The sequence below is a fragment of the Massilia sp. TS11 genome (genome assembly GCF_022012445.1).
Lineage (GTDB): Bacteria > Pseudomonadota > Gammaproteobacteria > Burkholderiales > Burkholderiaceae_D > Telluria.
This window is the reverse complement of record NZ_JAKLTS010000010.1, coordinates 124,646-146,431: the sequence shown is the minus strand read 5'-3', so window position 1 is coordinate 146,431 and position 21,786 is coordinate 124,646. Positions and strand designations below refer to the sequence as shown.

The window sequence follows — 21,786 nt, the reverse complement described above, 5'->3', positions numbered from 1 at the left end:
GCGGAAACTGGCTTAGCGCAGGCGCTGCCACAGGGCGGTCGTGGCGGCCGCCTGGTTCATGCTGTAGAAATGCAGGCCCGGCGCGCCGCCGGCCAGCAGGCGCTCGCACAGGGCCGTCACCACGTCCAGACCGAAGGCCTTGATGGCCGCACTGTCGTCGCCGAAGCTGGCCAGCTTCAGGCGCACCCAGCGCGGAATCTCGGCGCCGCACATCTCGGAGAAACGCGACAGCTGCGTGTAGTTAGTGATCGGCATGATGCCGGGCACGATGGGCACGTCCACGCCGGCCGCGCGCACCTCGTCGACAAAACGGAAGTAGGCGTCGGCGTTGTAGAAATACTGGGTGATCGCGCTGTTCGCGCCGGCCTGCACCTTGCGCACGAAGGCGCGCAGATCGTCCTGCGGCGAGCGGGCCTGGGGATGCATCTCGGGATAGGCGGCCACTTCGATGTGGAACCAGTCGCCGGTCTCGGCGCGCACGAACTCGACCAGCTCGTTGGCATAGCGGAATTCGCCCATGCCGCCGTAGCCGCTCGGCAGGTCGCCGCGCAGGGCCACCAGGCGCCGGATGCCGTGCGCCTTGTACTGCTGGAGGATGGCGCCGATCGACGCGCGCGTGCCGCCGACGCAGGACAGATGGGGCGCCGCTTCCTGGCCGGCTGCCATGATGTCGAGCACGGTATCGAGCGTGCCCTGCTGGGTGCTGCCACCGGCGCCAAAGGTCACGGAGAAATAACGCGGCCCCAGCGCGGCCAGCTGGGCGCGCACGGCGCGCAGCTTGTCGGCCCCTTCCGCCGTTTTGGGCGGAAAGAACTCGATGCTGAAATCAGGTGTTTGCATTTTTTTCGAGAAGGATCGTGGACAGCGCCCAGGAAATCACGCTGTACAGCAATGCCGCGCCCACCGCCGACCAGAAACTGGCGATGCGGAAGCCTTCGACCCAATACGCCACGGTCCACATCAGGAAACCGTTGATGATCAGGATGAACAGGCCCATCGACACCATCGTCACCGGCAGGGTGAACAGCACGAGCACGGGACGGATCAGGGTGTTGACCAGCCCCAGCACGAGCGCCGCCACCAGGGCGGCGCCGATGCTGCTCACCTGCACGGATTCCATCAGATACGGCAGCGCCATCAGCGCCGCCGCATTGATCAGCCAGGTCAGAAGCAGGCGCATGGCGTCGCCTTAGTAGCGGTAGTGGTCGGGCTTGTACGGGCCCTGCTTGGCCACGCCGATGTAGGCGGCCTGCTCGTCGGTCAGCTCGGTCAGCTGGGCGTTCAGCTTTTTGAGCTGGAGCCGCGCCACCTTCTCGTCCAGGTGCTTGGGCAGCGTGTACACGCCGACCGGGTACTGGGCCGTGTTGGTGAACAGTTCGATCTGGGCGATCGTCTGGTTGGCGAACGAGGAGCTCATCACGTAGGACGGGTGGCCGGTGCCGCAGCCGAGGTTGACCAGACGGCCTTCGGCCAGCAGGATGATGCGCTTGCCATCCGGGAAGATCACGTGGTCGACCTGGGGCTTGATGTTTTCCCAGGTGTACTGGCGCAGCGAGGCGACGTCGATCTCGTTGTCGAAGTGGCCGATGTTACAGACGATGGCCTGGTCCTTCATGCGCTTCAGGTGATCGTGGGTCAGCACGTGGTAGTTGCCGGTGGCGGTGACGAAGATGTCGCCGTGCTCGGCCGCATAGTCCATCGTCACCACGCGGTAGCCTTCCATCGCGGCCTGCAGGGCGCAGATCGGGTCGATCTCGGTGACCCAGACCTGGGCCGACAGCGCGCGCAGGGCCTGGGCCGAGCCCTTGCCCACGTCGCCATAGCCGCACACCACGGCGACCTTGCCGGCCACCATCACGTCGGTGGCGCGCTTGATGCCGTCGACCAGGGATTCGCGGCAGCCGTACAGATTGTCGAACTTGGACTTGGTGACCGAGTCATTGACGTTGATCGCCGGGAAGGCCAGCTTGCCGTCCTTGGCCATCTGGTACAGGCGGTGCACGCCGGTGGTGGTTTCTTCGGTCACGCCTTTGATTTGCGGCAGGCGCTTGGAATACCAGCTCGGGTCCTGCTGCAGACGCGCCTTGATGGCATTGAACAGGCAGATTTCCTCTTCCGAACCGGGATTGGCCAGCACGCCCAGGTCCTTCTCGGCGCGCACGCCCAGGTGCAGCAGCAGGGTGGCATCGCCGCCGTCGTCGAGGATCATGTTCGAGTAGACCGGATTGCCGGCGGCATCGTTCGGCCATTCGAAGATGCGGTGGGTGTAGTCCCAGTATTCGTCCAGGTTCTCGCCCTTGACGGCGAACACCGGCGTGCCATTGGCGGCGATCGCGGCGGCAGCGTGGTCCTGGGTCGAGTAGATGTTGCACGAGGCCCAGCGCACCTGGGCGCCGAGGGCTTCCAGGGTCTGGATCAGCACCGCGGTCTGGATCGTCATGTGCAGCGAGCCGGTGATGCGCGCGCCTTTCAGCGGCTGGCTGGCGGCATATTCCTCGCGGATCGCCATCAGGCCCGGCATTTCGGTTTCGGCGATCTTGATTTCTTTATTGCCCCAGTCGGCCAGGCCGATGTCGGCAACGATGTAGTCGGTGAATTTTTCGGTAACGGCGTTCATCACGCCCTCCTTTCAGTGTTTTGAAAAAAGTAACGTGAGCGCGGTTGTGAAGATGGGTCCGAGCCTGGCGAGCCTGTTTGGCCCGTCGCAACGCTCCTCGGAAGGATCAGTATAGCACGGTCCGCGCGGGCCAGCGACCCGCACGGACCGGACCGGCTTAGAGGCCGGCGGCAGCGCGCAGGGCGGCAGCCTTGTCGGTACGCTCCCAGGTGAACTCCGGCTCTTCACGGCCGAAGTGACCATAGGCGGCGGTCTTGGCATAGATCGGGCGCAGCAGGTCGAGCATCTGGACGATGCCTTTCGGACGCAGGTCGAAGTGCTCCTGCACGAGCTGGGCGATCTTCTCGTCCGAGATCACGCCCGTGCCTTCCGTGTAGACGGTGATGTTGATCGGGCGCGCCACGCCGATCGCGTAGGACACCTGCACCTGGCACTGGCGCGCCAGACCGGCGGCGACGATGTTCTTGGCCACATAGCGGGCGGCGTAGGCGGCCGAGCGGTCGACCTTGGACGGGTCCTTGCCCGAGAACGCGCCACCACCGTGCGGGGCGGCGCCGCCGTAGGTGTCGACGATGATCTTGCGGCCGGTCAGGCCGCAGTCGCCTTGCGGGCCGCCGATGACGAAGCGGCCGGTCGGGTTGACCAGGAAGCGCGTGTCCTGCAGCCATTCCTTGGGCAGCACCGGCTTGATGATCTCTTCGATCACGGCTTCTTCGATCTGCTTGTGGGTCATTTCCGGCGCGTGCTGGGTCGACAGCACGACGGTATTGACGCTGTGCGGCTTGCCGTCCAGGTAGCGCATCGTCACCTGCGACTTGGCGTCCGGACGCAGCCAGGGCAGACGACCGTCCTTGCGCAGCTGGCTCTGACGTTCCACCAGACGGTGCGAGAAATAGATCGGGGCCGGCATCAGTTCCGGCGTTTCGTCGCAGGCGTAGCCGAACATCAGGCCCTGGTCGCCGGCGCCCTGGTCGAGGTCGATACCCTTGCCTTCGTCCACGCCCTGGGCGATGTCGGGCGACTGCTTGTCATAGGCGACCAGCACGGCGCAACCCTTGTAGTCGATGCCGTACTCGGTGTTGTCGTAGCCGATGCGCTTGATGGTTTCGCGCGCGACTTGAATATAATCCACGTTGGCGTGGGTCGTGATCTCGCCAGCCAGCACCACCAGACCGGTGTTGCACAGGGTTTCGGCGGCCACGCGGGCGTGCGGGTCCTGGGCCAGGATGGCGTCGAGAATGGAATCGGAAATCTGGTCGGCGACCTTGTCCGGATGGCCTTCGGACACGGATTCGGACGTGAAGAGGAAGTCGTTAGACATCGCAAGCTCCTGCAAATGGTTGGTTCTGAACATGTCGCACAACCATGCGGCTTGCGACGCTTTAGCGAGATTTATATTCCGCCTCGCAAGTTGTCATTAACTCGGCGGTCCTACTGACGTGGTATTTTACGCTGCTTTTTCTTACATCTGTCAATTCCCATGCTTGTGTTCGTGTTTCGCCTGCTGTCCTACCTGCCACTCTGGCTGCTGCATGCCCTCGGGGCCGTGCTTGGCTGGCTCGTGTACGGGCTGACCCCCTCTTATCGGCAGCGTCTGCGCGAAAATTTACAGCGCGCTGGTTTCGGCCAGCATCTGGGCGCCGCCATTGCCGAGGCGGGCAAGAGCATTGTCGAGCTGCCCTTCATCTGGTGCGCCGATCCGGCCCGCGTGGCGCGCCACGCGCAGGACGACAACTGGGACTATGTGCAGAGCGTAATCGACAGTAGACGCGGGATCGTCTTCCTCACCCCCCACCTCGGCTGTTTTGAAATCACGGCCCAGCAGATCGCCCAGCGCACCGCGCTGACCGTCATGTACCGGCCGCCGCGCAAGGCCGCCCTCAAGCCCCTGATCGAAGGGGCGCGCGCGCGCGCCAATCTGCATCTGGCGCCGGCCAATCTGTCGGGCGTGCGCATCCTCGCCAAGACGCTCAAGAAAGGCCAGCCGATCGGCCTGCTGCCGGACCAGGTGCCGCAGGAAGGCGAAGGCGTGTGGGCCGATTTCTTCGGCCGCCCGGCCTATACGATGACCCTGCCGGCCAAGCTGGCCCAGATGGGCGACGCCGTCATCATCCTCGTGTATGCCGAGCGCCTGGCCTGGGGGCGCGGCTACCGCGTGCGTTTCGTCCCCTTCGATGGCGCGCTCGGCGCGACGCCGGCCAGCGCGGCCCTGGCCATCAACCAGGCAATGGAAGCGCTGATCGCGCGCTGCCCGGCCCAATATTTCTGGAGCTATAACCGCTACAAGACCCCGGATGGCGTCGATCCGGCGGAGGCCGCAGCATGAGGCTGCTGATTGGCCTGATGTGGCTGCTGCATTGGCTGCCCCTGCCGATTCTGGGCCGGATCGGCAATCTGGTCGGCGATCTGCTGTTCCTGGTGCTGCGCAAGCGCCGCCATATCGCCCTGACCAATCTGCGCCTGTGCCGGCCCGAACTCAGCGAGGCCGAGCGGCGCACCCTGGCCCGCGCCCATTTCCGCGCCTATTCGCGCAGCGTGTGGGAACGCGCGATCCTGTGGTGGGCCAGCCCGGCGCGGCTGCGCCGCCTGATTCAGGTGGAGGCGCCCGGGGTGCCGCTGGCCGAGATCGCGGCCGGCCCGACCATCCTGCTGTGCCCGCACTTCGTCTGCCTCGACGTGGCCGGCGTGGCCGTGATGCTGGAATCGAGCCTGTGCTCGATCTATGTGGCGCAGAAAAACAAGGTGTTCGACGCCGTGCTGCGCGCCGGGCGCTCGCGTTTCCGCCCGGTCCAGCTGTTCTCGCGCAAGGAAGGCATCAAGCCGATTATGCGCGCGATGCGCGAGGGCCTGCCCTACTTCATGCTGCCGGACATGGACTTCGGCGACAAGGACGCCGCCTTCGTGCCCTTCTTCGGCGTACCGGCCGCGACCCTGACGGCCCCGGGCCGGATCGCCGCCGCCACCGGCGCGCGCGTGATCCCGGTGGTGGCCACCTTCCTGCCGAATTTCGCCGGCTGGCGCGTGCGCTTCTATCCGGCCTGGGACAACTACCCGGGCACGGACATGGTGGCCGCCGCCCGCACGATGAATGCCTTCATCGAGGCGCGCGTGGCCGAGGCCCCGGCCGAGTATTTCTGGACGCACAAGCGCTTCAAGACGCGTCCGCCGGGCGAGCCTTCGTTCTACGCCTGAGGCGGCAAGCGGCTATACTGGCCGCATGAAACTCCATTTCACCAAAATGCATGGCGCCGGCAACGACTTCATCGTCGTCGACGCCACCCGCGCCCCGCTGACGCTGAGCGCGGCCCAGTGGGCGCGCCTGGCCGACCGCCGCTTCGGCATCGGCGCCGACCAGATCCTCGTGGTCGAGGCGCCCGACCGGCCCGACTGCGACTTCCGCTACCGCATCTTTAATAACGACGGCGGCGAAGTCGAGCAGTGCGGCAATGGCGCACGCGCCTTCGTCAAATTCGTCACTGAAAAAGGCCTGACCGACAAGACCCGCATCCGCGTCCATACGATGAGCGGCGTGATCGCGCCCCAGCTCGAGGCCGACGGCCTGATCACAGTCGACATGGGCGCGCCCGTGCTTTCCCCGGCCGAGGTGCCCTTCGACGCCAGCGGCCTGCAGGGCCAGGCCCAGGGCCAGGACCAGCTGTGGCCGCTCGAAGTGAATGGCAGGACGGTCTGGGTGTCGGTGGTGTCGATGGGTAACCCGCATGCGGTCCAGGTGGTCGACGATGTCGACGCTTTCCCCGTGCTGGCCGATGGCCCCGTCATCGAACACCACGCGCGCTTTCCGCGCCGCGTCAATGCCGGCTTCATGCAGATCGAGAACCGCCAGGCGATCCGCCTGCGCGTGTATGAACGCGGGGCCGGCGAAACCCTGGCCTGCGGCAGCGGCGCCTGCGCGGCCGTGGTGGCCGGCATCCGGCGCGGCCTGCTCGATTCGCCCGTGCGCGTGCAGGCGCGCGGCGGCGAACTGCGCATCGCCTGGGGCGGCGCCGGCCAGCCGGTCCTGATGACCGGCCCAGCCGTCACCGTGTTCGAGGGCGTGGTCGAACTCGACTAAGCGGCCAGCTGCAGCTCGTCGCCCACGGCCTCGGCACCGAGCCAGGTCTTGAGACGGTACAGACGCTGGCGGTAATTGCCCTCGGGCCCGCACGGGCCCGGATCGACGCCCTCGAACAGGCGCGCCACGCGGTCGAGCAATTGGCGCTCGGCCGCCGTTTCCACCATCACCAGGCGGCGCTTGCTGCGCCGGTAGCTGCCGCGGATGTCGATCACCAGGCAGTGGCCGCGGTCGGCCGCGCGCACGTCGAGCAGCAGGGCCTCGGGACGCGACAGGCCGAACACCTGGGCCAGCTCGACGCGCGCGGCCAGCAGCGGCTGCACCGAGGTCAGGCTGCGCGCGCGCGGCGGCGTGCTGTGCGGCGGCAGCGGCAGCTCGCTCGGCAGGCGCGTGGCCAGCTTGCGCAGGGCCGCGGCCGACTGCAGGCAGCCTTGGGCGGCCGCCTGCTGCCACCAGTAGAGGGCGCGTACGTCATTGTCTTCGTGCTCGCGGCGGGCGCGCCAGTAATGGTTGCCGCAATCGAGCTGGGCGTCGCGGTAGCCCATTTCGGCCGCGCGCTCGAGGTATTTCTGGGCGTCCGCGACATTTCGCTGCGAAAACTCCGGCTTCACATAAATACGTGACAAGGCGAACCAGGCCTCGGCCAGGCCCTGCTCGCCGGCCTGGGCCAGCCAGCGGATCGCGCGTTTGAAGTTGGCGGCGCCGTGGCCCAGGGCCAGCCGGCTGCCGTCGAGCCGCATGCGCGCGCACCACAGGCCGACGGCCAGCTGGGCGCGCTTGTCGCCGGCGCTGGCGGCCAGCTGCCAGAAACCTTGCACCTCTTCGGTGCCGACGCTGTGGGCGACGCGCCCGCCTTCGAGCGCCTCGGCCACGCGCGCCAGCAGGCCGGCGTCGTCCGGCCCCAGACCCAGGCCCTGCTGACCGGCGGCGGCGCGCACGGCCAGCATGCGCGCCAGCGGCAGCGCGCGGTGGACGAAGGATTCGAGGTCGCCGGCGCGCCAGGCCTGGTCGGCCAGGGCCAGCTGGTCGGGCGCGCAGGACGGGGCCGGGCCGGCCGGCAGCGGCGCCGGCGCGCGGCTGGCGCCGCTGCCGGCCTGGCGCTGCTGGGCCAGCAGCCACTGGGCCTCGGGCAGACCGGCGCGCGCCGCCGCCTCCAGGGCCAGCAGGGCTTTGGCGCGCTGGCGCGGATTGGCCTGGGCATTGCCCAGCACGAGCTGGGCCAGCACCAGGCCGGCGCGCACGACGCCGTCGTCGAAGGCGCGCTCATACCAGCCGAGCACCGGGCGGGCGCTGCGCACCGCCAGTTCGTGCGGGATGTGGGCGCCGATCAGCTGCCAGGCCTGCGGACAATGCTGGCTGGCCGCGCGTTCGAGCCAGTGCAGGGCCGTGGCCAGGCTTTTGGGCAGGCCGGCGCTGCCAAACAGGTAACGCCGGCCCAGCTCAAGCTGGTCGGCCACGCGCCCGGCACGGGCGCCGCGGATAATGCCGAGTTCTTCACGATTTGCCATAGCGGGTTCGGGGCTAGACGAGGGAAAACCCAGTCTATGCCAGGCCCTGTGCGGGCACAGACAGAACCCGCACAAGTATTGATATAGCGCAAACACGGCCCCGGAACGGGCAGGCAAAGTGCGCACCGCCTGGCCCCCGGCCGGCGCGGAATCGCGTTACGGAAAAACAACACTCTGTCGTGAATTATTGGCTTTCGACCGAGGCTGGGCCTCATAATTCACAATTGAAGCTCAATAAAAGCAGCAAAAAGTTAAGGTGACCGGCAGCGCGTGTCCCGCGTCCTGTCAGATTGCGCCGCGCAGGACACCTTGAATTGAATGACCCCCACAAAGGAAGAACACATGAAAAAATCTCTGATGACTCTGGCACTGCTGGGCGCCTTCGCCGGCGTGGCCCATGCGGAAACCTCGGTCACGATCTACGGTGTCCTCGACGCCGGCTTCGTGAAACGCAATGACCAGACCCTGACCATCGGCAAGCGCGACAACAACCGCCTCGGCTTCAAAGGCGTGGAAGATCTGGGCGGCGGCCTGAAAGCCCTGTTCCAACTGGAAACCCGCTTCGAGCCGGACACCGGCACCAATGAATCGACCACCCGTCCGTTCTGGCAAGGCCAGTCGCGCGTCGGCCTGCAAGGCGATTTCGGTACCATCCGCATCGGCCGTGGCCTGACCGCCCTGCAAGAAACCGCCACCTTCTACGATCCGTGGCACGGTCTGCCCTCGGTCACCGGCTTCCACGCCGACGTGATGGTCGCTGGCCTGAACTCGGACCCGTCCTCGGGCGCCGGCAACTCGGGCAACCGTCACAGCAACGCTGTGTTCTATAACTCGCCGGAAGTCAACGGCTTCTCGGTGTTCGCCGACATGGCCACCAAGGAAGCCAATGGCAGCGTCGCCATCGTGGGCCGCGGCACCGCCGCCGCACCGCAATACGCCGCCAACGCCGAAGGCAGCACCAACCCGTTCTCGATCGCCGGCCAGTACAAGAGCGGCCAGCTGAACGCCTTCATCGCTTACGAGCGCAATGCCATCGAAACCAAGGCCACCATGCTGGGCGCCTCGGTGCAGGCCAATGCCGACGTCAAGCTGATGGCTTCGTACACCAAGCTGGACATGGAACACACCAAAGCCTTCGACTCGACCGTCAAGGCCTGGGTGATCGGCGCCCACGTCAACTACGGCCCGGGCAAGTTCCTGCTGGGTTATGGCCAGAAATCGCCGGAAGGCCTGGCCAAGACCAAGCAGTTCTCGCTCGGCTATGAGTACTCGCTGTCCAAGCGCACCTATCTGTACGTGGATGCCACCAACAAGAAAGGTGACACCCCGAGCCGCGCCAACGACGCTGTGACCCAGAAGGCCCGCGCCGCTGTGGACTTCCGCGCTTACTCGCTCGGTATCCTGCACAACTTCTAAGCCGACGGCTGCCTGCGCAGCCTGATGCCTGACACCAGGGCGGACATGCCAGCATGTCCGCCCTGTCTGTTTTATGCAACCGCTTCCACGTCCTTTCTGTACAGCGTGGTGGCCCCATGGCATAGTTAATAGTATGAAATTAGTACGCGCGTACTAATTTACGACACAAAAATAATTCCCATTTCGGAGACCCGATGAAGACCCAAGTTCTCGCTGCAGCCCTGGCGGCCGCATTCGCCGCCGCCCCCGCCCTCGCCCTCGCCAATGATTCCAGTATCCAGATCTACGGTATCGCCGATGCCGGCTTTGTGAAGACCGCCGGCGCCCCGCTGAAACTGGCCAGCGGCATTGCCGACGGCTCGCGTATCGGCTTCAAGGGCACGGAAGACATGGGCGGTGGCTACAAGGCCATCTTCAACCTCGAAGCCCGCGTCGAAATGGACACCGGCAAGCAGTCGCCGACCCTGGTGACGGAAAACCAGGGCTACTACCTGACCAAGGGCATGAGCGCCCTGCCGGCCGCCGTGCTGGCCGGCGTGCGCAGCGCGCTGCAGCCGAAAGGCGGCGCCGCCGTCAACCCGGAAAACGCGATCTTCGACCGCACCTCGATGGTCGGCCTGATCACCCCGTTCGGCGCCGTGCTGCTGGGCCGCATGTACACCCCGGGCTATGAAGTGTTCAACAGCGCCGACGTGTTTGAATCGGGCACGGCCGGCACCTGGGGCGGCATCACCGGCGGTTCGGCCGGCTTCCAGGCGCTGGGCGCCGACATCCGCTCGCAGAAGTCGGTCCAGTGGCGCGTCGCCGTGGACGGCATCGGCGCTGCCCTGATGTACGGCACCAAGGGCTCGGGCTACCTGGGCCGCTACAACAAATTCACGGCCGCCAACCTGACCTACAAGAAGGGCCCGTGGGACGTCGGCGTCGGCTACAACCGTGGCTACGACCAGAACGACAATGTCTCGCTGACCACCACCACCATCGGCGGCTCCTACTCGATCGACAACTGGAAGCTGTTCTTCGGCTTCCACGATCAGAAGAACCAGAACTCGGTGCTGCTGAAGGACTACATCGCCGGCTGGGATAGCGGTATCGCCCCGCTGCTGGGCGGCGCCACCAGCCCGACCCAGCTGGCCCTGCGCAACAATGTGTTCGTGCCGAATATCACGCGCAACAGCCAGATCGACGCCAACAGCGTGCAGGTTGGTTTCCACTACCGCATCGGCGCCGGCCGCGTGATGGCCTCGCTCGCGCGCCAGAACGACCGCAGCGTGTCGAACTCGGACGCCACCCAGTACGCAGTCGGTTACGACTACTTCCTGTCCAAGCGTACCGATGTCTACACCGTGCTCGGCATCATCAAGAACACCAACGACGCCCAGTACGCACCGAGCACCGCTGGTGCGCCCGGTGGCTTCACCGCCGCCCCGGGCGAAACCGGCCGCTCGATCCAGATCGGCATCCGCCACAAGTTCTGAGCGGCGCGCCGCGCGACACCAAGGACGCCTGCGGGCGTCCTTTTTTTTCGCCGCCGCAGGCTGCCTCGGGTAGAATAGCCGCGTTTCATCTTTCGCCCTGACCGCAATGACCGACACCGTCGACTCCGCCCTGATCGCCCAGTACCTGGCAGACAATCCGCACTTCTTCGAGGAACATGCTGCCCTGCTCGGTCAGATCAAGCTGTCGAGCCCGCTCACGGGGCGCGCCGTCTCGCTGCAGGAACGCCAGATGGAAGTCATGCGCGACAAGTACAAGGCGCTCGAACTGCATATGGCCGAGCTGATCCGCACGGCCAATGAGAATGCCGCCATCGCCACCAAATTCCAGGCCTGGACCGCGGCCCTGCTGCGCGCCCGTCTGGCGGCCGATCTGCCGGCCGTGCTGGTCGAGCAGCTGGCCAGCCAGTTCCATGTGCCCCAGGTCGGCCTGCGTCTGTGGGACCTCGGCCCCGACCACCAGGACGCCTGGTACACCCAGGACGTGAGCGAGGACGCGCGCCTGTTCGCGGCCAGCCTGGCCACGCCCTACTGCGGTCCGAACAAGGAGTTCGAGGCCCTGCGCTGGCTGGCCGACGCCGCCGCCGTGCAGTCGACCGCCATCCTGCCGCTGCGCGATGCGGCCGGCGCCCGTCCGTTTGGCCTGCTGCTGCTGGGCTCGCCCGACGCCCAGCGCTTCACGGCCCAGATGGGCACCGACTTCCTGCTCCACATCGCCGACACCGCCGCCGCGGCGCTCGGCGCCCTGCGCGGCTAAATCCCCATGGACGCGGCCGGCACGGATTGGTCGCAGCGCTACCTGGCGGTGCTGGCAACCCAGCGCCAGCTGTCACCCCATACGCTGGACGCCTACCGGCGCGACTTGGCCGAACTGGCCGCCCTGTGCGGCCAGGCCGACTGGACGCGCGTGCGCCAGGCCGATATCCGGCGCGCCAGCGCGCGCCTGCACAGCCAGGGCGTGAGCGCGCGCACGATCGCGCGCAAGCTGTCGAGCTGGCGCGGCTTTTTCGGCTGGCTCGCGCACCAGACCACGCTGACGGCCAATCCGGTCGATAGTGTGCGCGCGCCGAAACGCCCGAAATCCCTGCCCAAGGCCCTGTCGGTCGACGACGCCGTGCACCTGGTGGCCAGCACGGCGCGCCCGGCCGCCATGCCGACCCCGGCCGAGCTGTGCGACCGCGCCATGTTCGAGCTGCTGTATTCGAGCGGGCTGCGGGTCAGCGAACTGGCCGGGCTCGACCTGCACTACCAGGCCGGGCCGCCGCCCTCGCTCGGCTGGCTCGAGCTCGACGGCGCCGAAGTCAGCGTCACCGGCAAGGGCAACAAGCGCCGCACGGTGCCGGTCGGCAGCCACGCGCTGGCGGCCCTGCGCGCCTGGCTGGCCGTGCGTCCGGCCGCGGCCGATGGCAGCCTGGCCCTGTTCCTCAACCAGCGCGCGCGCCGCATGAGCGCGCGCGTGATCCAGCTGCGCCTGAAGCAGCACGCGCTGCGCGTCGGCACCGCCGTGCAGGTCCATCCGCACGTGCTGCGCCACTCGTTCGCCTCGCATCTGCTGCAGTCCTCGGGCGATCTGCGCGCCGTCCAGGATCTGCTCGGGCATGCCAGCATCACCTCGACCCAGGTCTACACGGCCCTCGATTTCCAGCACCTGGCGGCCGTGTATGACCAGGCCCACCCGCGCGCGAAGATGAAGTAAGTTCCGGCCCGGATCGGCGACGCTGATCTGGCGCAAACGGCCCGCACGCCATTGGATGCAGGCGGGGAATTCCGGCATAATCCCCTGTCTTCTGAACGGGAACACCATGGCACTGATTCCGACCACCATCCTGACCGGCTTTCTCGGCGCCGGCAAAACCACCCTGCTCAACCAGATCCTGCAGGGGCAGCACGGCATGCGCATCGCCGTCATCGAAAACGAATTCGGCCAGGAGAATATCGACAACGAGATCCTGGTCCAGGACAGCCAGGAGCAGATCGTCGAAATGAACAACGGCTGCATCTGCTGCACCGTGCGCGGCGACCTGATCGAGGCCCTGTGCGGCCTGGCGCGCCGCCGCGACGCCGGCGAGCTGGCTTTCGACCGCGTCGTCATCGAGACCACCGGCCTGGCCAATCCGGGCCCGGTAGCCCAGACCTTCTTTGTCGACGAGGAAGTCAATGGCCACTATCTGCTCGACGCCGTGGTCACCGTGGTCGACGCGCGCCACGCCATGCAGCAGCTCGACGAGCACGAGGAAGCGCAGCGCCAGGTCGGCTTCGCCGACAAGATCCTGCTGTCCAAGACCGACCTCGTCAACGCGGAGCAGCTGGCCGCCCTGCGCACGCGCCTGAAGCGCATCAACCCGCGCGCCGAGATCGCCGTATCCGCCTTCGGCCAGGTCGATTTCCGCGAAGTGCTCGACCTGCGCGGCTTCAATCTGAACGACAAACTCGAGCTCGATCCGGATTTCCTGACGGCCGACGAAGCCCACGGCCACGAACACGAACACGAGCATGTGCATACCGAGCACTGCGACCACAGCCACGACCACCACGACCACCACCACAGCCACCACACGGACGACATCGCCGCCTTCGTGTTCAAGAGCCAGCGCCCCTTCGATCCCGAGCGTCTGGACGAGTTCCTGGGCAGCCTGGTCCAGGCCTTCGGGCCGCGCATGCTGCGCTACAAGGGCGTGCTGCTGATGCAGGGCGCCGACCGCAAGGTGGTGTTCCAGGGCGTGCACCAGATGATGGGCAGCGACCTCGGCGCGAAATGGGGTCCCGATGAGGAACGTGGCAGCAAGATGGTTTTTATTGGCAAAAACCTACCAAAAGACATCTTTATCCGTGGTTTGGAGCAGTGTTTGGTATAAACTAGCCGGGTTTTGCAAACCACGGCCTGCAGCCTTGCCGTGCATAACGAAAGAAACGCAACGCCAGCGTGGCGGAGGGAAGACATCGGGATGGCAATATGAAGGAAACCGTGACGAAGCGCGCGAAGTCCGGCGGCCTGTTGAAAACGGTCGCCACGGCAATCGCCAAGAAGATCACCGGCAGCATTGCAGCAGACAGCAAGACCAAGGCCAAAAGCAGTGTCGCTGCCAAGCCAGCCAGCAAGACCAAGGCCGCGGCCAAGCCCGCCGCCAAGGCCCCGGTGAAGGCCGCTGCCAAGGCCGCGCCGGCCAAGGCCAAGGCGGCACCGGCGGCCAAGCCGGCGGCCAAAGCCGCCGCCGCCAAGCCAGCCGCCGCCAAGCCCGTGAAGGCAGCCGCGGCCAAGCCTGCAGCAAAAGCGGCGGCAAGCCCGGCCGCCAAACCGGCCGCCACGGCGGCCAAGAAAACGGCCGCAAGCAAGGCCGTCAGCAAGACCAGCAGTAGCGCCGCCAGCAAGACCAAGGCGGCCGCAGCGAGCCCGGCCAAGGCCACCCGTGCCAAGGCCGCTCCTGCCACCAGCGCCAGCGCGCCGGCCACCCGTAAAAAGGCCGACACTGCCAGCGCTGCCATCGCCAACAAGCCGGCGCCGCGTGAGGAAGCCAGCTCGAAGCAAGCAACTCGTGCGCCAGCCGCTAAGCCGGCCAGTGCTGCGGAACCGGCCCCGGCCCCCGCAGCCTTAGCTGATAAAATGAATCCGTCTGTCGTATCGAAGGTAAGTGAAGTTATGAGCAAAGCAAAACAATCGCCCCCCGCCGCAGGTTCGGACGGTCCGGTCTTGTCCGAAGCTGAAATCCGGGCAATGAGCGACAAGGACTACATGAACGCGGCGCAACTCGCCTTCTTCAAGGCGCGCTTGCAGCAACTCGAGCGCGACCTGCTCAAGAACGCCGGTGAAACCACCGAGCACCTGCGCGAAACCGTCCTCGTGCCGGACCCGGCCGACCGCGCCACGATCGAGGAAGAACATGCGCTCGAACTGCGCACGCGCGACCGCGAACGCAAGCTGCTGAAAAAAGTCCAGCAATCGCTGCAGGCCATCGAAAACGGCGACTACGGCTGGTGCGAGGAAACCGGCGAGCCGATCGGCATCCCGCGTCTGATCGCCCGTCCGACCGCCACGCTGTCGCTCGAAGCTCAGCAGCGCCGCGAGCTCAAGCAAAAGCTCTACGGCGACTAAGCGGTACCGGCTCCGGCCCCGAAAAGCATGCGCCGCGGCGCATGCTTTTTTATTTGCGCGCGGGCCTGAACAGACGCGCCGCGCGTGCCTGTGCTATGGTCGCGGGTGACGGAGGACACACGGTGGGGATTTTCTCCCTTTTCAAGAAAAAGGATGACGAGGCAGGCCTGGGGATCTCGCCGGCAGGCGAGCCCACGCGCCTGGCCCTGCACAGCGAGGCCGAGCGCGCGCGCCAGCGCGAGATTGCGCGCGCCACCGCCATGAAGATCGACGCGATCGAACTGGCCATGACCTCCGACCTGTTCGAGGATGCGCCGCGGCGGGTGCCGCGCCAGGTGCAGCCGCCGCTGCCGGCCGATCCCGACACCCTGGTCATGCAGGACTTTCCGACCACCCTGCTGCTGACCGACGAGGAAATGCAGGCCGCCGTCCCCAGCGCGCCCGAGGAAAACGTGGCCGAGGAGGCCGCCCTCATCTATGCCAATGGCGACGCCGCGGCCGCCCGCGCCATGCTCGAAGCGGCCATTGCGGCCAGCGGACGCGGCGAGCGCCCGCTGTGGTGGATGCTGTTCGACCTGTACCAGGCCTGTGACGACGCGGCCGCCTTCGAGCAGCTGTCGATCGCCTATGCCGAAGTCTTCGAAACCTCGCCGCCGCCCTGGCAGGGCCTGGCTGCAGCCACCAGCGCCAGCCACGCCGCCCCGGCTGGCGCCAGTGTGGCCCTGCCCTCCCACCTCGACGCCAGCCTGGCGCCCCTGCTGGCGCAGCTCGACGCCCAGCCCACCGCGACGCTCGACGCCAGCGCCGTGCGCGCCATCGACGCCGCCGGCGCCGCCCTGCTGCACGCCAGCCTGCGCCGCCACCCGCAGCTGCCGCTGGCCGGTGTGGCCGAGCTCGCGGCCATACTGCGCCCGCAGCTGCAGACCGGCGTGGCCAGCGCCGACCCGGCCCCGTGGCTGCTGCTGCTCGAGCTGCTGCAACGCCTCGATCGGGCCGAAGAATTCGAGACGGTGGCGATCGACTACTGCATCACCTACGAGGTCTCGCCACCCCAGTTCGTGGCCCCGGTGGCCGCCGCCGGCGCGGCGCGCCCGCCGTCCCTGGGGTCGGCGCGCTTCCCCCTCGTCGGCGAGCTGAGCGGCAGCGTGCCGGCCTTCGAGGCCCACCTGGCCGAACACGGCAAGCTGATCTTCGACTGCAGCGCCCTGCGCCGGCTCGACTACGCGGCCGCCAGCGCCCTGCTGGCGCGTCTGCGCCCGCTGGCCGAGGCCGGCATCACGATTGAATTTCGCGCGCTCAGCCACCTGGTTGCCGGCTTGCTGCGCCTGCTGGGCATGGGCGAGGTCGCGGGCCTCTACCCGCACAAGTACTGAAGCGGCCATTGCAATCGGGGAAAGTGCCCCCATCTGCTGCTTTCACCTGAACTAGGAAGCAACATGGAACAATTTCACGGCACCACCATCCTCTGCGTTCGGCGCGGCAACGAGGTCGCCCTCGGCGGCGACGGCCAGGTCACCCTCGGCAATATCGTGATGAAGGGCACCGCGCGCAAGGTGCGCAAGGTCTACCAGGGCAAGGTCCTGGTCGGCTTCGCGGGCGGCACGGCCGATGCGTTCACCCTGCTCGACCGTTTTGAAGCCAAGCTGGAAAAACACCAGGGCCACCTGATGCGCGCCTCGGTCGAGCTGGCCAAGGACTGGCGTACCGACCGCATGCTGCGCCGCCTCGAGGCGATGCTGCTGGTGGCCGACCACGACAGCACCCTGATCATCACCGGCAACGGCGACGTGCTCGAGCCGAACGACGGCCTGGGCGCCATCGGCTCGGGCGGCAGCTATGCCCAGTCGGCCGCGCGCGCACTGTACGAGAACACCGAGATGCCCCCGGCCGAGATCGTCAAGAAAGCCCTGACCATCGCCGGCGAGCTGTGCATTTACACGAATCTGAACCACATCATCGAAACCCTGTGAGGCCGGCATGAACATGACCCCGCAAGAGATCGTCTCCGAACTCGATAAACACGTTGTCGGCCAGGCCAAGGCCAAGCGCGCCGTCGCCATCGCCCTGCGCAACCGCTGGCGCCGCCAGCAGGTGGACGAGCCGCTGCGCCACGAAATCACCCCGAAGAACATCCTGATGATCGGCCCGACCGGGGTCGGCAAGACCGAGATCGCGCGCCGCCTGGCCAAGCTGGCCGATGCGCCCTTCATCAAGGTCGAGGCGACCAAGTTCACCGAAGTCGGCTATGTCGGACGCGATGTCGACACCATCATCCGCGACCTGGTCGACATCGGCGTCAAGCAGACGCGCCAGTCGGAAATGGCCAAGGTGCGCCAGCGCGCCCAGGACGCAGCCGAGGACCGCATCCTCGACATCCTGCTGCCGCCGCCGCGCGACTTCGGCTTTGCCAGCAACGAACCGAAGGACGACAGCACGCGCCAGACCTTCCGCAAGCGCCTGCGCGAGGGCCAGCTCGACGACAAGGAAGTCGAGGTCGAGGTGGCCGAGGGCCTGCCCCAGATGGAGATCATGGCCCCGCCCGGCATGGAAGAGATGACCGAGCAGATCAAGACGATGTTCTCGGGGATCGGCAACCAGCGCAAGAAGTCGCGCAAGCTGAAGATCAAGGAAGCGCTCAAGCTGCTGACCGACGAGGAAGCGGCCAAGCTGGTCAACGAGGAAGAGCTCAAGCAGCGCGCCGTCCAGAACGTCGAGCAGAACGGCATCGTCTTCCTCGACGAAATCGACAAGATCACGGCGCGCGCCGAGACCGGCGGGGCCGACGTCTCGCGCGCCGGCGTCCAGCGCGACCTGCTGCCCCTGGTCGAAGGCACGACCGTGAACACCAAGTACGGCATGATCAAGACCGACCATATCCTGTTCATCGCCTCGGGCGCCTTCCACCTGTCGAAGCCCTCGGACCTGATTCCCGAGCTGCAGGGCCGCTTCCCGATCCGGGTCGAACTGGAGTCGCTGTCGATCGCCGATTTCGAGCGCATCCTGACCAGCACCGACGCCTGCCTGACCAAGCAGTATCAGGCCCTGCTGGCGACCGAGGACGTGCAGGTCGAGTTCACACCGGCCGGCATCACGCGCCTGGCCGAAATCGCCTTCCAGGTCAACGAGCGTACCGAGAACATCGGCGCGCGCCGCCTGTACACGGTGATGGAGAAGCTGCTCGAGGAGATCAGCTTCACGGCCACCCAGCAAAGCGGCAGCACCGTCACCGTCGACGCGGCCTATGTCGACCAGCGTCTCGACCAGCTGGCCGAGAACGAAGACCTGTCGCGCTACGTGCTCTGAGCATGGCCAACAAAGCCCTCGCCACCCGCCAGAAGATGCGCATCCGCGTCGAGCCGAGCCAGAAGTACGGCAAGCCGCGCAATCCGCTCGCGGTGGCGGCGGGCCAGCGCGCGGCCGGCAGCCACCGCAAGGCCGAAGGCGCCCTGCGGCGCGCCGCCAAGCAGGCGCTGAAGAAGGAAGACGGGGAATAAGCTCAGGGGCGGGGGCCGCGCGGCCAGGGCCGCTTGCCCTGTACCGCGATGCGGAGCGCAGTATCGCCAGATTGGCCGAATTCGGCCAGCGCCTTGAGAAAAGCACCGTAATTCGGTACATTGGGGCGCGTTTCCCAGACCCCGAGGCCCTTCATGAGCTCCCCCGAACTCGTTCTGCACGTCCTGCGCAGCCAGCTGCGCGCCGCCGGCATCACCTACAAAGCCCTGGCCGAACGCATCGGCATGAGCGAATCCTCGGTCAAGCGCATGTTCGCGCAGAAGGACATGGCCTTGTCGCGCCTGGCCCAGATCTGCAAGGCGGCCGGCATCGGCATGGACGAAGTGCTGCGCGGCGCGGCCGAAGTGCGGCCCGAACTCGATCGCCTCACGGCGCAGCAGGAAAAGGCCCTGGTGGCCAATCCGCGCCTGCTGCTGATGGCGATCTGCTGCCTCGGCCACTGGAGCCTGGAGCAGGTGACCGAGACCTACACGCTGAGTGAAGCCGAGTGCATCGGCCTGCTGGCGGAACTCGACCGGCTTGGCCTGATCGAACTGAAACCCTACAACCGCTACAGCCTGCGCGTGTCGAACGCCTTCCACTGGCAGCCGGACGGCCCGGTGCAGCACTACTTCCGCCAGCACGTGGTGCAGGATTATTTCGGCGGCCGCTTCGACGGCCCCGGCGAAACCCTGATGGTGGTGCCGGCGCGCCTGACCGCGGCCAGCGCCCACGAGGCCGCGCAGAAGGTGCAGCAGCTGGCGGCCGAACTCGGACGCCTGCACCAGAACGACCGCCGCCAGGCGCCCGAAGCGCGCGACGGCGTCACCCTGATCGTCGGCCTGCGTTCGTGGGAATTCGCCGCCTTCACCGCGCTGCGGCGCGCGCGCTGATCACCAGATCGGCCCGAGGAAGACATAGGCCGTGCGCGCGCCGTCCTTGGTCGCGCCCAGGGCCAGAAAGGCCGGGCCAAAGCGCGTATCGACCGAGACGAAGGCACTGCCGGCCTGCTTGAACGAGGCGCCGCGGATCGGCTGATCGTGGTCGAAACCACCGCCCGCCTCGACTGAGAAACCCACGCGCATCAGCCCACCGAGGGCTGAAGGCAGGGTCATCATCTTGCGCGCCATGACCAGGCGCGTCAGCGCCACCGAGCGTCCCTGCACCGAATCGGTGGCGGTGCCGGACAGGCGCAGGAAACCACCGAGCACCTGCGGCGCCGTCCCCTGGCGCGCGCGCGCCCATTCAAACGCCGCATGCCCGGCCCATTCGGCCCGATGGAAGGCGCCCAGCCAGCTGAACGCGGAGCGCGCCTGGGCGTCGTGGGTGGTGTCGGCGGTCGACTGCTGCAGCTCGGCGTTGATCAGCATGCCGCGGCTGGGGAAGGCCAGCGAATCGAGGGTGTCGACGCGGTAGCGCAGGAAGTGGGTGATGTCGAAGCCATGCACGGCCAAGGCGTCATCAGGAATCGTCTTGCGGATGCCGATGCGCTGGCGCGCGATGCCGAACTGCAGATCGCCGAAATTGCCGATCTGGCGGCCCAGCACGGCGCTGACGCTGGCCGTGTCATACGACAGGCGCGCCTGCCGGTGGCCGTCGTTGAAGACATCGCTGCCGAACGAGTTGTACTGGATATCCGGCGCCACATACCAGTTGGCGCCCGCCCCGAGCGGCTGGAAGAACTGCATGCCGAAGGCGCGCTGGGTGCCGATCCGGGCCACGGTGCGCAGCTCGCCGCCGGACGGATTGAGGGCCGAGCGCACGTGCATCAGCTTGAGCGCGAAGTTGTTCGTATCGCGGAAGTCGCTGGCCAGTTCGAGGCCGACGCGCGCGCGGTTGGTGGCCCACGGCGATTCGGCCGCGCGGATCGTCACCGTGCGCTTGCCGCCGTCGTCGTTGACGTCGGCCTCGACGCGCTGCAGGTCGCCGCGCCCGTACAGGCTATGCACGGCCTCGCGCACCTGGGCGCGCGTGACCGGGGCGCCGCGTTCCAGGCCGCTCTGGGCGGCCAGCGCGTCCGGCTCCAGATTCCCGCTGGCCTGCACTTCGAGTTTGGCCAGCGGCAGCGGCGCGTCGTCCAGGGCCGGCGCGGCCAGGCGCCGGTGTTCGTGCACGGCATAGGCCTGGGCGTCCAGGGCCAGGGCCGCCAGGCGCGGGGCCATGGCGCGCGCGGCTTGCTCGCCCAGGTCGATGGCGCGCGCATAGTTCTGGAAATCGAGGAAGCTCACGCCGCTCAGGTCGGGCGCGATCAGGATATCCTGGGGCAGCAGCTCCTTGATCGAGCGCTGCACGTTCTGCTCGGTCAGGATCTGCAGCATCTGGTTGGCCACGCCGATCGCGCTGCGCAGATCCTTCTCCGGCGCCAGCGGGGTGCCGACATTGACGGCGATGACCACGTCGGCGCCCATCGCATGGGCCATGTCGACCGGCAGATTGCGCACCAGGCCACCGTCGACCACCAGGCGGTCGCGCACGCGCACCGGCTGGAACACGCCGGGCACGGCCAGCGAGGCGCGCAGGGTCAGGAACAGGGGGGTGTCGGCCAGGTCGACCAGTTCGCCCGTCACCAGGTCCGACGCGACCGAGCGAAATGGCAGCGGCAGCTGGTTGACCGGCTTGTCGCGCGTGCCGGGCGGGAGCGCGTCGCCGAGCACCTTTTCGAGCGTGGCATTGCCGGCGGCGGCCGGCGGCAGCGTCAGGCCCTCGCGCGAGACGCCGAATTCGATGCGCGACGGCAGCAGGATGTCCTCTTCGCGGCGGCGAAAGGCCAGCATGTCGCGCGCGGGCCGGTCGGCGATCACGGCGCCCCAGTCGGTCTCGCGCGCGATGCGTTCGAGTTCGCTCACCGAGGCCCCGGCCGCATACGCGCCGCCGACCACGGAGCCCATCGAGGTGCCGACCACGATATCGACGGGCACCCGCAGTTCGCGCAGCACGCGCAGCACGCCGATGTGGGCAAAGCCGCGCGCGCCGCCGCCGGACAGCACCAGCGCCACTTTCGGCCGCTGCAGGGCGGGCGCCGCATCATTGGCCGGCGCGGCGGGCGCCAGCAGCACGCCGCACAGCAGAACGGGCAGGAACTTGCGCAGCACGGC

General features: G+C 67.3%; 20 protein-coding genes and 1 riboswitch. Of the genes, 14 read left to right on the top strand and 6 right to left on the bottom strand.

All coding sequences use genetic code 11. The features are described 5' to 3' along the window. Positions 1–12: 12 nt before the first annotated feature. From metF to metK, 4 genes are all read right to left on the bottom strand, one after another. Positions 13–840, bottom strand: a complete 828-nt coding sequence (gene metF, locus LZ005_RS16215) for a methylenetetrahydrofolate reductase [NAD(P)H] (RefSeq protein ID WP_237809280.1) — start codon at positions 838–840, stop codon at positions 13–15. Next, positions 827–1,180, bottom strand: coding sequence for a phage holin family protein (locus LZ005_RS16210; protein WP_237809279.1), 354 nt, complete (start codon positions 1,178–1,180; stop codon positions 827–829). The genes metF and LZ005_RS16210 overlap by 14 nt, the downstream gene beginning before the upstream one ends. 9 nt (positions 1,181–1,189) lie before the next feature. Then, a complete protein-coding gene (ahcY, locus tag LZ005_RS16205) occupies positions 1,190–2,617 on the bottom strand; it encodes an adenosylhomocysteinase (RefSeq protein WP_237809277.1) in 1,428 nt (475 codons plus the stop codon). Between the two features lie 29 nt (positions 2,618–2,646). Further along, positions 2,647–2,722, bottom strand: a riboswitch (S-adenosyl-L-homocysteine riboswitch). Positions 2,723–2,774: 52 nt separating this feature from the next. Then, positions 2,775–3,938, bottom strand: coding sequence for a methionine adenosyltransferase (gene metK, locus LZ005_RS16200; RefSeq protein ID WP_237809275.1), 1,164 nt, complete (start codon positions 3,936–3,938; stop codon positions 2,775–2,777). A gap of 159 nt (positions 3,939–4,097) precedes the next feature. Between metK and LZ005_RS16195 the strand changes: the two genes are divergently transcribed. Genes LZ005_RS16195 through dapF form a run of 3 tightly spaced genes read left to right on the top strand, consistent with a single transcriptional unit; the run spans position 4,098 to position 6,689 of the window. Beyond that, a complete protein-coding gene (locus tag LZ005_RS16195) occupies positions 4,098–4,943 on the top strand; it encodes a lysophospholipid acyltransferase family protein (protein WP_237809273.1) in 846 nt (281 codons plus the stop codon). Continuing rightward, the gene (locus LZ005_RS16190) at positions 4,940–5,809 is read left to right on the top strand and encodes a lipid A biosynthesis acyltransferase (protein ID WP_237809271.1); all 870 of its coding nucleotides are present in this window, start codon (positions 4,940–4,942) and stop codon (positions 5,807–5,809) included. Before LZ005_RS16195 ends, LZ005_RS16190 begins: the two co-directional genes overlap by 4 nt. Positions 5,810–5,834: 25 nt before the next feature. After that, positions 5,835–6,689, top strand: a complete 855-nt coding sequence (gene dapF, locus LZ005_RS16185) for a diaminopimelate epimerase (protein WP_237809270.1) — start codon at positions 5,835–5,837, stop codon at positions 6,687–6,689. On the opposite strand, the gene LZ005_RS16180 is transcribed toward dapF, so the two are convergent. Continuing rightward, positions 6,686–8,197, bottom strand: a complete 1,512-nt coding sequence (locus LZ005_RS16180) for a tetratricopeptide repeat protein (protein ID WP_237809269.1) — start codon at positions 8,195–8,197, stop codon at positions 6,686–6,688. The two genes, dapF and LZ005_RS16180, sit on opposite strands and share 4 nt — an antisense overlap. Positions 8,198–8,539: 342 nt before the next feature. Between LZ005_RS16180 and LZ005_RS16175 the strand changes: the two genes are divergently transcribed. The 11 genes from LZ005_RS16175 (at position 8,540) to LZ005_RS16125 (ending at position 19,584) form a co-directional block, all read left to right on the top strand. Continuing rightward, positions 8,540–9,613 (top strand): porin, encoded by a 1,074-nt coding sequence (locus tag LZ005_RS16175; protein WP_237809268.1) that lies wholly within the window; start codon positions 8,540–8,542, stop codon positions 9,611–9,613. 194 nt (positions 9,614–9,807) lie between these two features. Continuing rightward, entirely contained in the window at positions 9,808–11,091 is a 1,284-nt protein-coding gene (locus LZ005_RS16170; protein WP_237809264.1) for a porin, read from the top strand. Positions 11,092–11,197: 106 nt separating this feature from the next. Next, on the top strand, positions 11,198–11,866 hold the full coding sequence (locus LZ005_RS16165) for a DUF484 family protein (RefSeq protein ID WP_237809262.1): 669 nt from the start codon (positions 11,198–11,200) through the stop codon (positions 11,864–11,866). A gap of 6 nt (positions 11,867–11,872) precedes the next feature. Then, positions 11,873–12,805 carry a tyrosine recombinase XerC gene (gene xerC, locus LZ005_RS16160; RefSeq protein ID WP_237809261.1) on the top strand — a complete coding sequence of 311 codons (933 nt, stop codon included), beginning with the start codon at positions 11,873–11,875 and terminating at the stop codon, positions 12,803–12,805. A gap of 106 nt (positions 12,806–12,911) precedes the next feature. Continuing rightward, positions 12,912–13,964 carry a GTP-binding protein gene (locus tag LZ005_RS16155; protein ID WP_237809260.1) on the top strand — a complete coding sequence of 351 codons (1,053 nt, stop codon included), beginning with the start codon at positions 12,912–12,914 and terminating at the stop codon, positions 13,962–13,964. Between the two features lie 110 nt (positions 13,965–14,074). Next, positions 14,075–15,199, top strand: a complete 1,125-nt coding sequence (gene dksA / locus LZ005_RS16150) for an RNA polymerase-binding protein DksA (RefSeq protein ID WP_237809258.1) — start codon at positions 14,075–14,077, stop codon at positions 15,197–15,199. Between the two features lie 122 nt (positions 15,200–15,321). Further along, on the top strand, positions 15,322–16,572 hold the full coding sequence (locus LZ005_RS21805; protein ID WP_237809256.1) for an STAS domain-containing protein: 1,251 nt from the start codon (positions 15,322–15,324) through the stop codon (positions 16,570–16,572). A 63-nt stretch (positions 16,573–16,635) separates the two neighbouring features. Continuing rightward, on the top strand, positions 16,636–17,169 hold the full coding sequence (gene hslV / locus LZ005_RS16140) for an ATP-dependent protease subunit HslV (protein WP_237809253.1): 534 nt from the start codon (positions 16,636–16,638) through the stop codon (positions 17,167–17,169). A 7-nt stretch (positions 17,170–17,176) separates the two neighbouring features. Then, positions 17,177–18,502 carry an ATP-dependent protease ATPase subunit HslU gene (hslU, locus tag LZ005_RS16135; protein WP_237809250.1) on the top strand — a complete coding sequence of 442 codons (1,326 nt, stop codon included), beginning with the start codon at positions 17,177–17,179 and terminating at the stop codon, positions 18,500–18,502. 2 nt (positions 18,503–18,504) lie between these two features. Then, entirely contained in the window at positions 18,505–18,693 is a 189-nt protein-coding gene (locus LZ005_RS16130) for a hypothetical protein (protein ID WP_237809247.1), read from the top strand. Positions 18,694–18,846: 153 nt separating this feature from the next. Then, positions 18,847–19,584 carry a helix-turn-helix transcriptional regulator gene (locus LZ005_RS16125; RefSeq protein ID WP_237809246.1) on the top strand — a complete coding sequence of 246 codons (738 nt, stop codon included), beginning with the start codon at positions 18,847–18,849 and terminating at the stop codon, positions 19,582–19,584. Here LZ005_RS16125 and LZ005_RS16120 read toward each other — a convergent pair whose 3' ends face one another. Further along, a complete protein-coding gene (locus LZ005_RS16120) occupies positions 19,585–21,783 on the bottom strand; it encodes a patatin-like phospholipase family protein (protein WP_237809245.1) in 2,199 nt (732 codons plus the stop codon). Positions 21,784–21,786: the final 3 nt, after the last annotated feature.

Bases quoted from the DNA above. Each gene is read 5' to 3' on its own strand.
- metF (WP_237809280.1), bottom strand. From the start codon at position 840: ATGCAAACACCTGATTTCAGCATCGAGTTCTTTCCGCCCAAAACGGCG.
- LZ005_RS16210 (WP_237809279.1), bottom strand. From the start codon at position 1,180: ATGCGCCTGCTTCTGACCTGGCTGATCAATGCGGCGGCGCTGATGGCG.
- ahcY (WP_237809277.1), bottom strand. From the start codon at position 2,617: ATGAACGCCGTTACCGAAAAATTCACCGACTACATCGTTGCCGACATC.
- metK (WP_237809275.1), bottom strand. From the start codon at position 3,938: ATGTCTAACGACTTCCTCTTCACGTCCGAATCCGTGTCCGAAGGCCAT.
- LZ005_RS16195 (WP_237809273.1), top strand. From the start codon at position 4,098: ATGCTTGTGTTCGTGTTTCGCCTGCTGTCCTACCTGCCACTCTGGCTG.
- LZ005_RS16190 (WP_237809271.1), top strand. From the start codon at position 4,940: ATGAGGCTGCTGATTGGCCTGATGTGGCTGCTGCATTGGCTGCCCCTG.
- dapF (WP_237809270.1), top strand. From the start codon at position 5,835: ATGAAACTCCATTTCACCAAAATGCATGGCGCCGGCAACGACTTCATC.
- LZ005_RS16180 (WP_237809269.1), bottom strand. From the start codon at position 8,197: ATGGCAAATCGTGAAGAACTCGGCATTATCCGCGGCGCCCGTGCCGGG.
- LZ005_RS16175 (WP_237809268.1), top strand. From the start codon at position 8,540: ATGAAAAAATCTCTGATGACTCTGGCACTGCTGGGCGCCTTCGCCGGC.
- LZ005_RS16170 (WP_237809264.1), top strand. From the start codon at position 9,808: ATGAAGACCCAAGTTCTCGCTGCAGCCCTGGCGGCCGCATTCGCCGCC.
- LZ005_RS16165 (WP_237809262.1), top strand. From the start codon at position 11,198: ATGACCGACACCGTCGACTCCGCCCTGATCGCCCAGTACCTGGCAGAC.
- xerC (WP_237809261.1), top strand. From the start codon at position 11,873: ATGGACGCGGCCGGCACGGATTGGTCGCAGCGCTACCTGGCGGTGCTG.
- LZ005_RS16155 (WP_237809260.1), top strand. From the start codon at position 12,912: ATGGCACTGATTCCGACCACCATCCTGACCGGCTTTCTCGGCGCCGGC.
- hslV (WP_237809253.1), top strand. From the start codon at position 16,636: ATGGAACAATTTCACGGCACCACCATCCTCTGCGTTCGGCGCGGCAAC.
- hslU (WP_237809250.1), top strand. From the start codon at position 17,177: ATGAACATGACCCCGCAAGAGATCGTCTCCGAACTCGATAAACACGTT.
- LZ005_RS16130 (WP_237809247.1), top strand. From the start codon at position 18,505: ATGGCCAACAAAGCCCTCGCCACCCGCCAGAAGATGCGCATCCGCGTC.
- LZ005_RS16125 (WP_237809246.1), top strand. From the start codon at position 18,847: ATGAGCTCCCCCGAACTCGTTCTGCACGTCCTGCGCAGCCAGCTGCGC.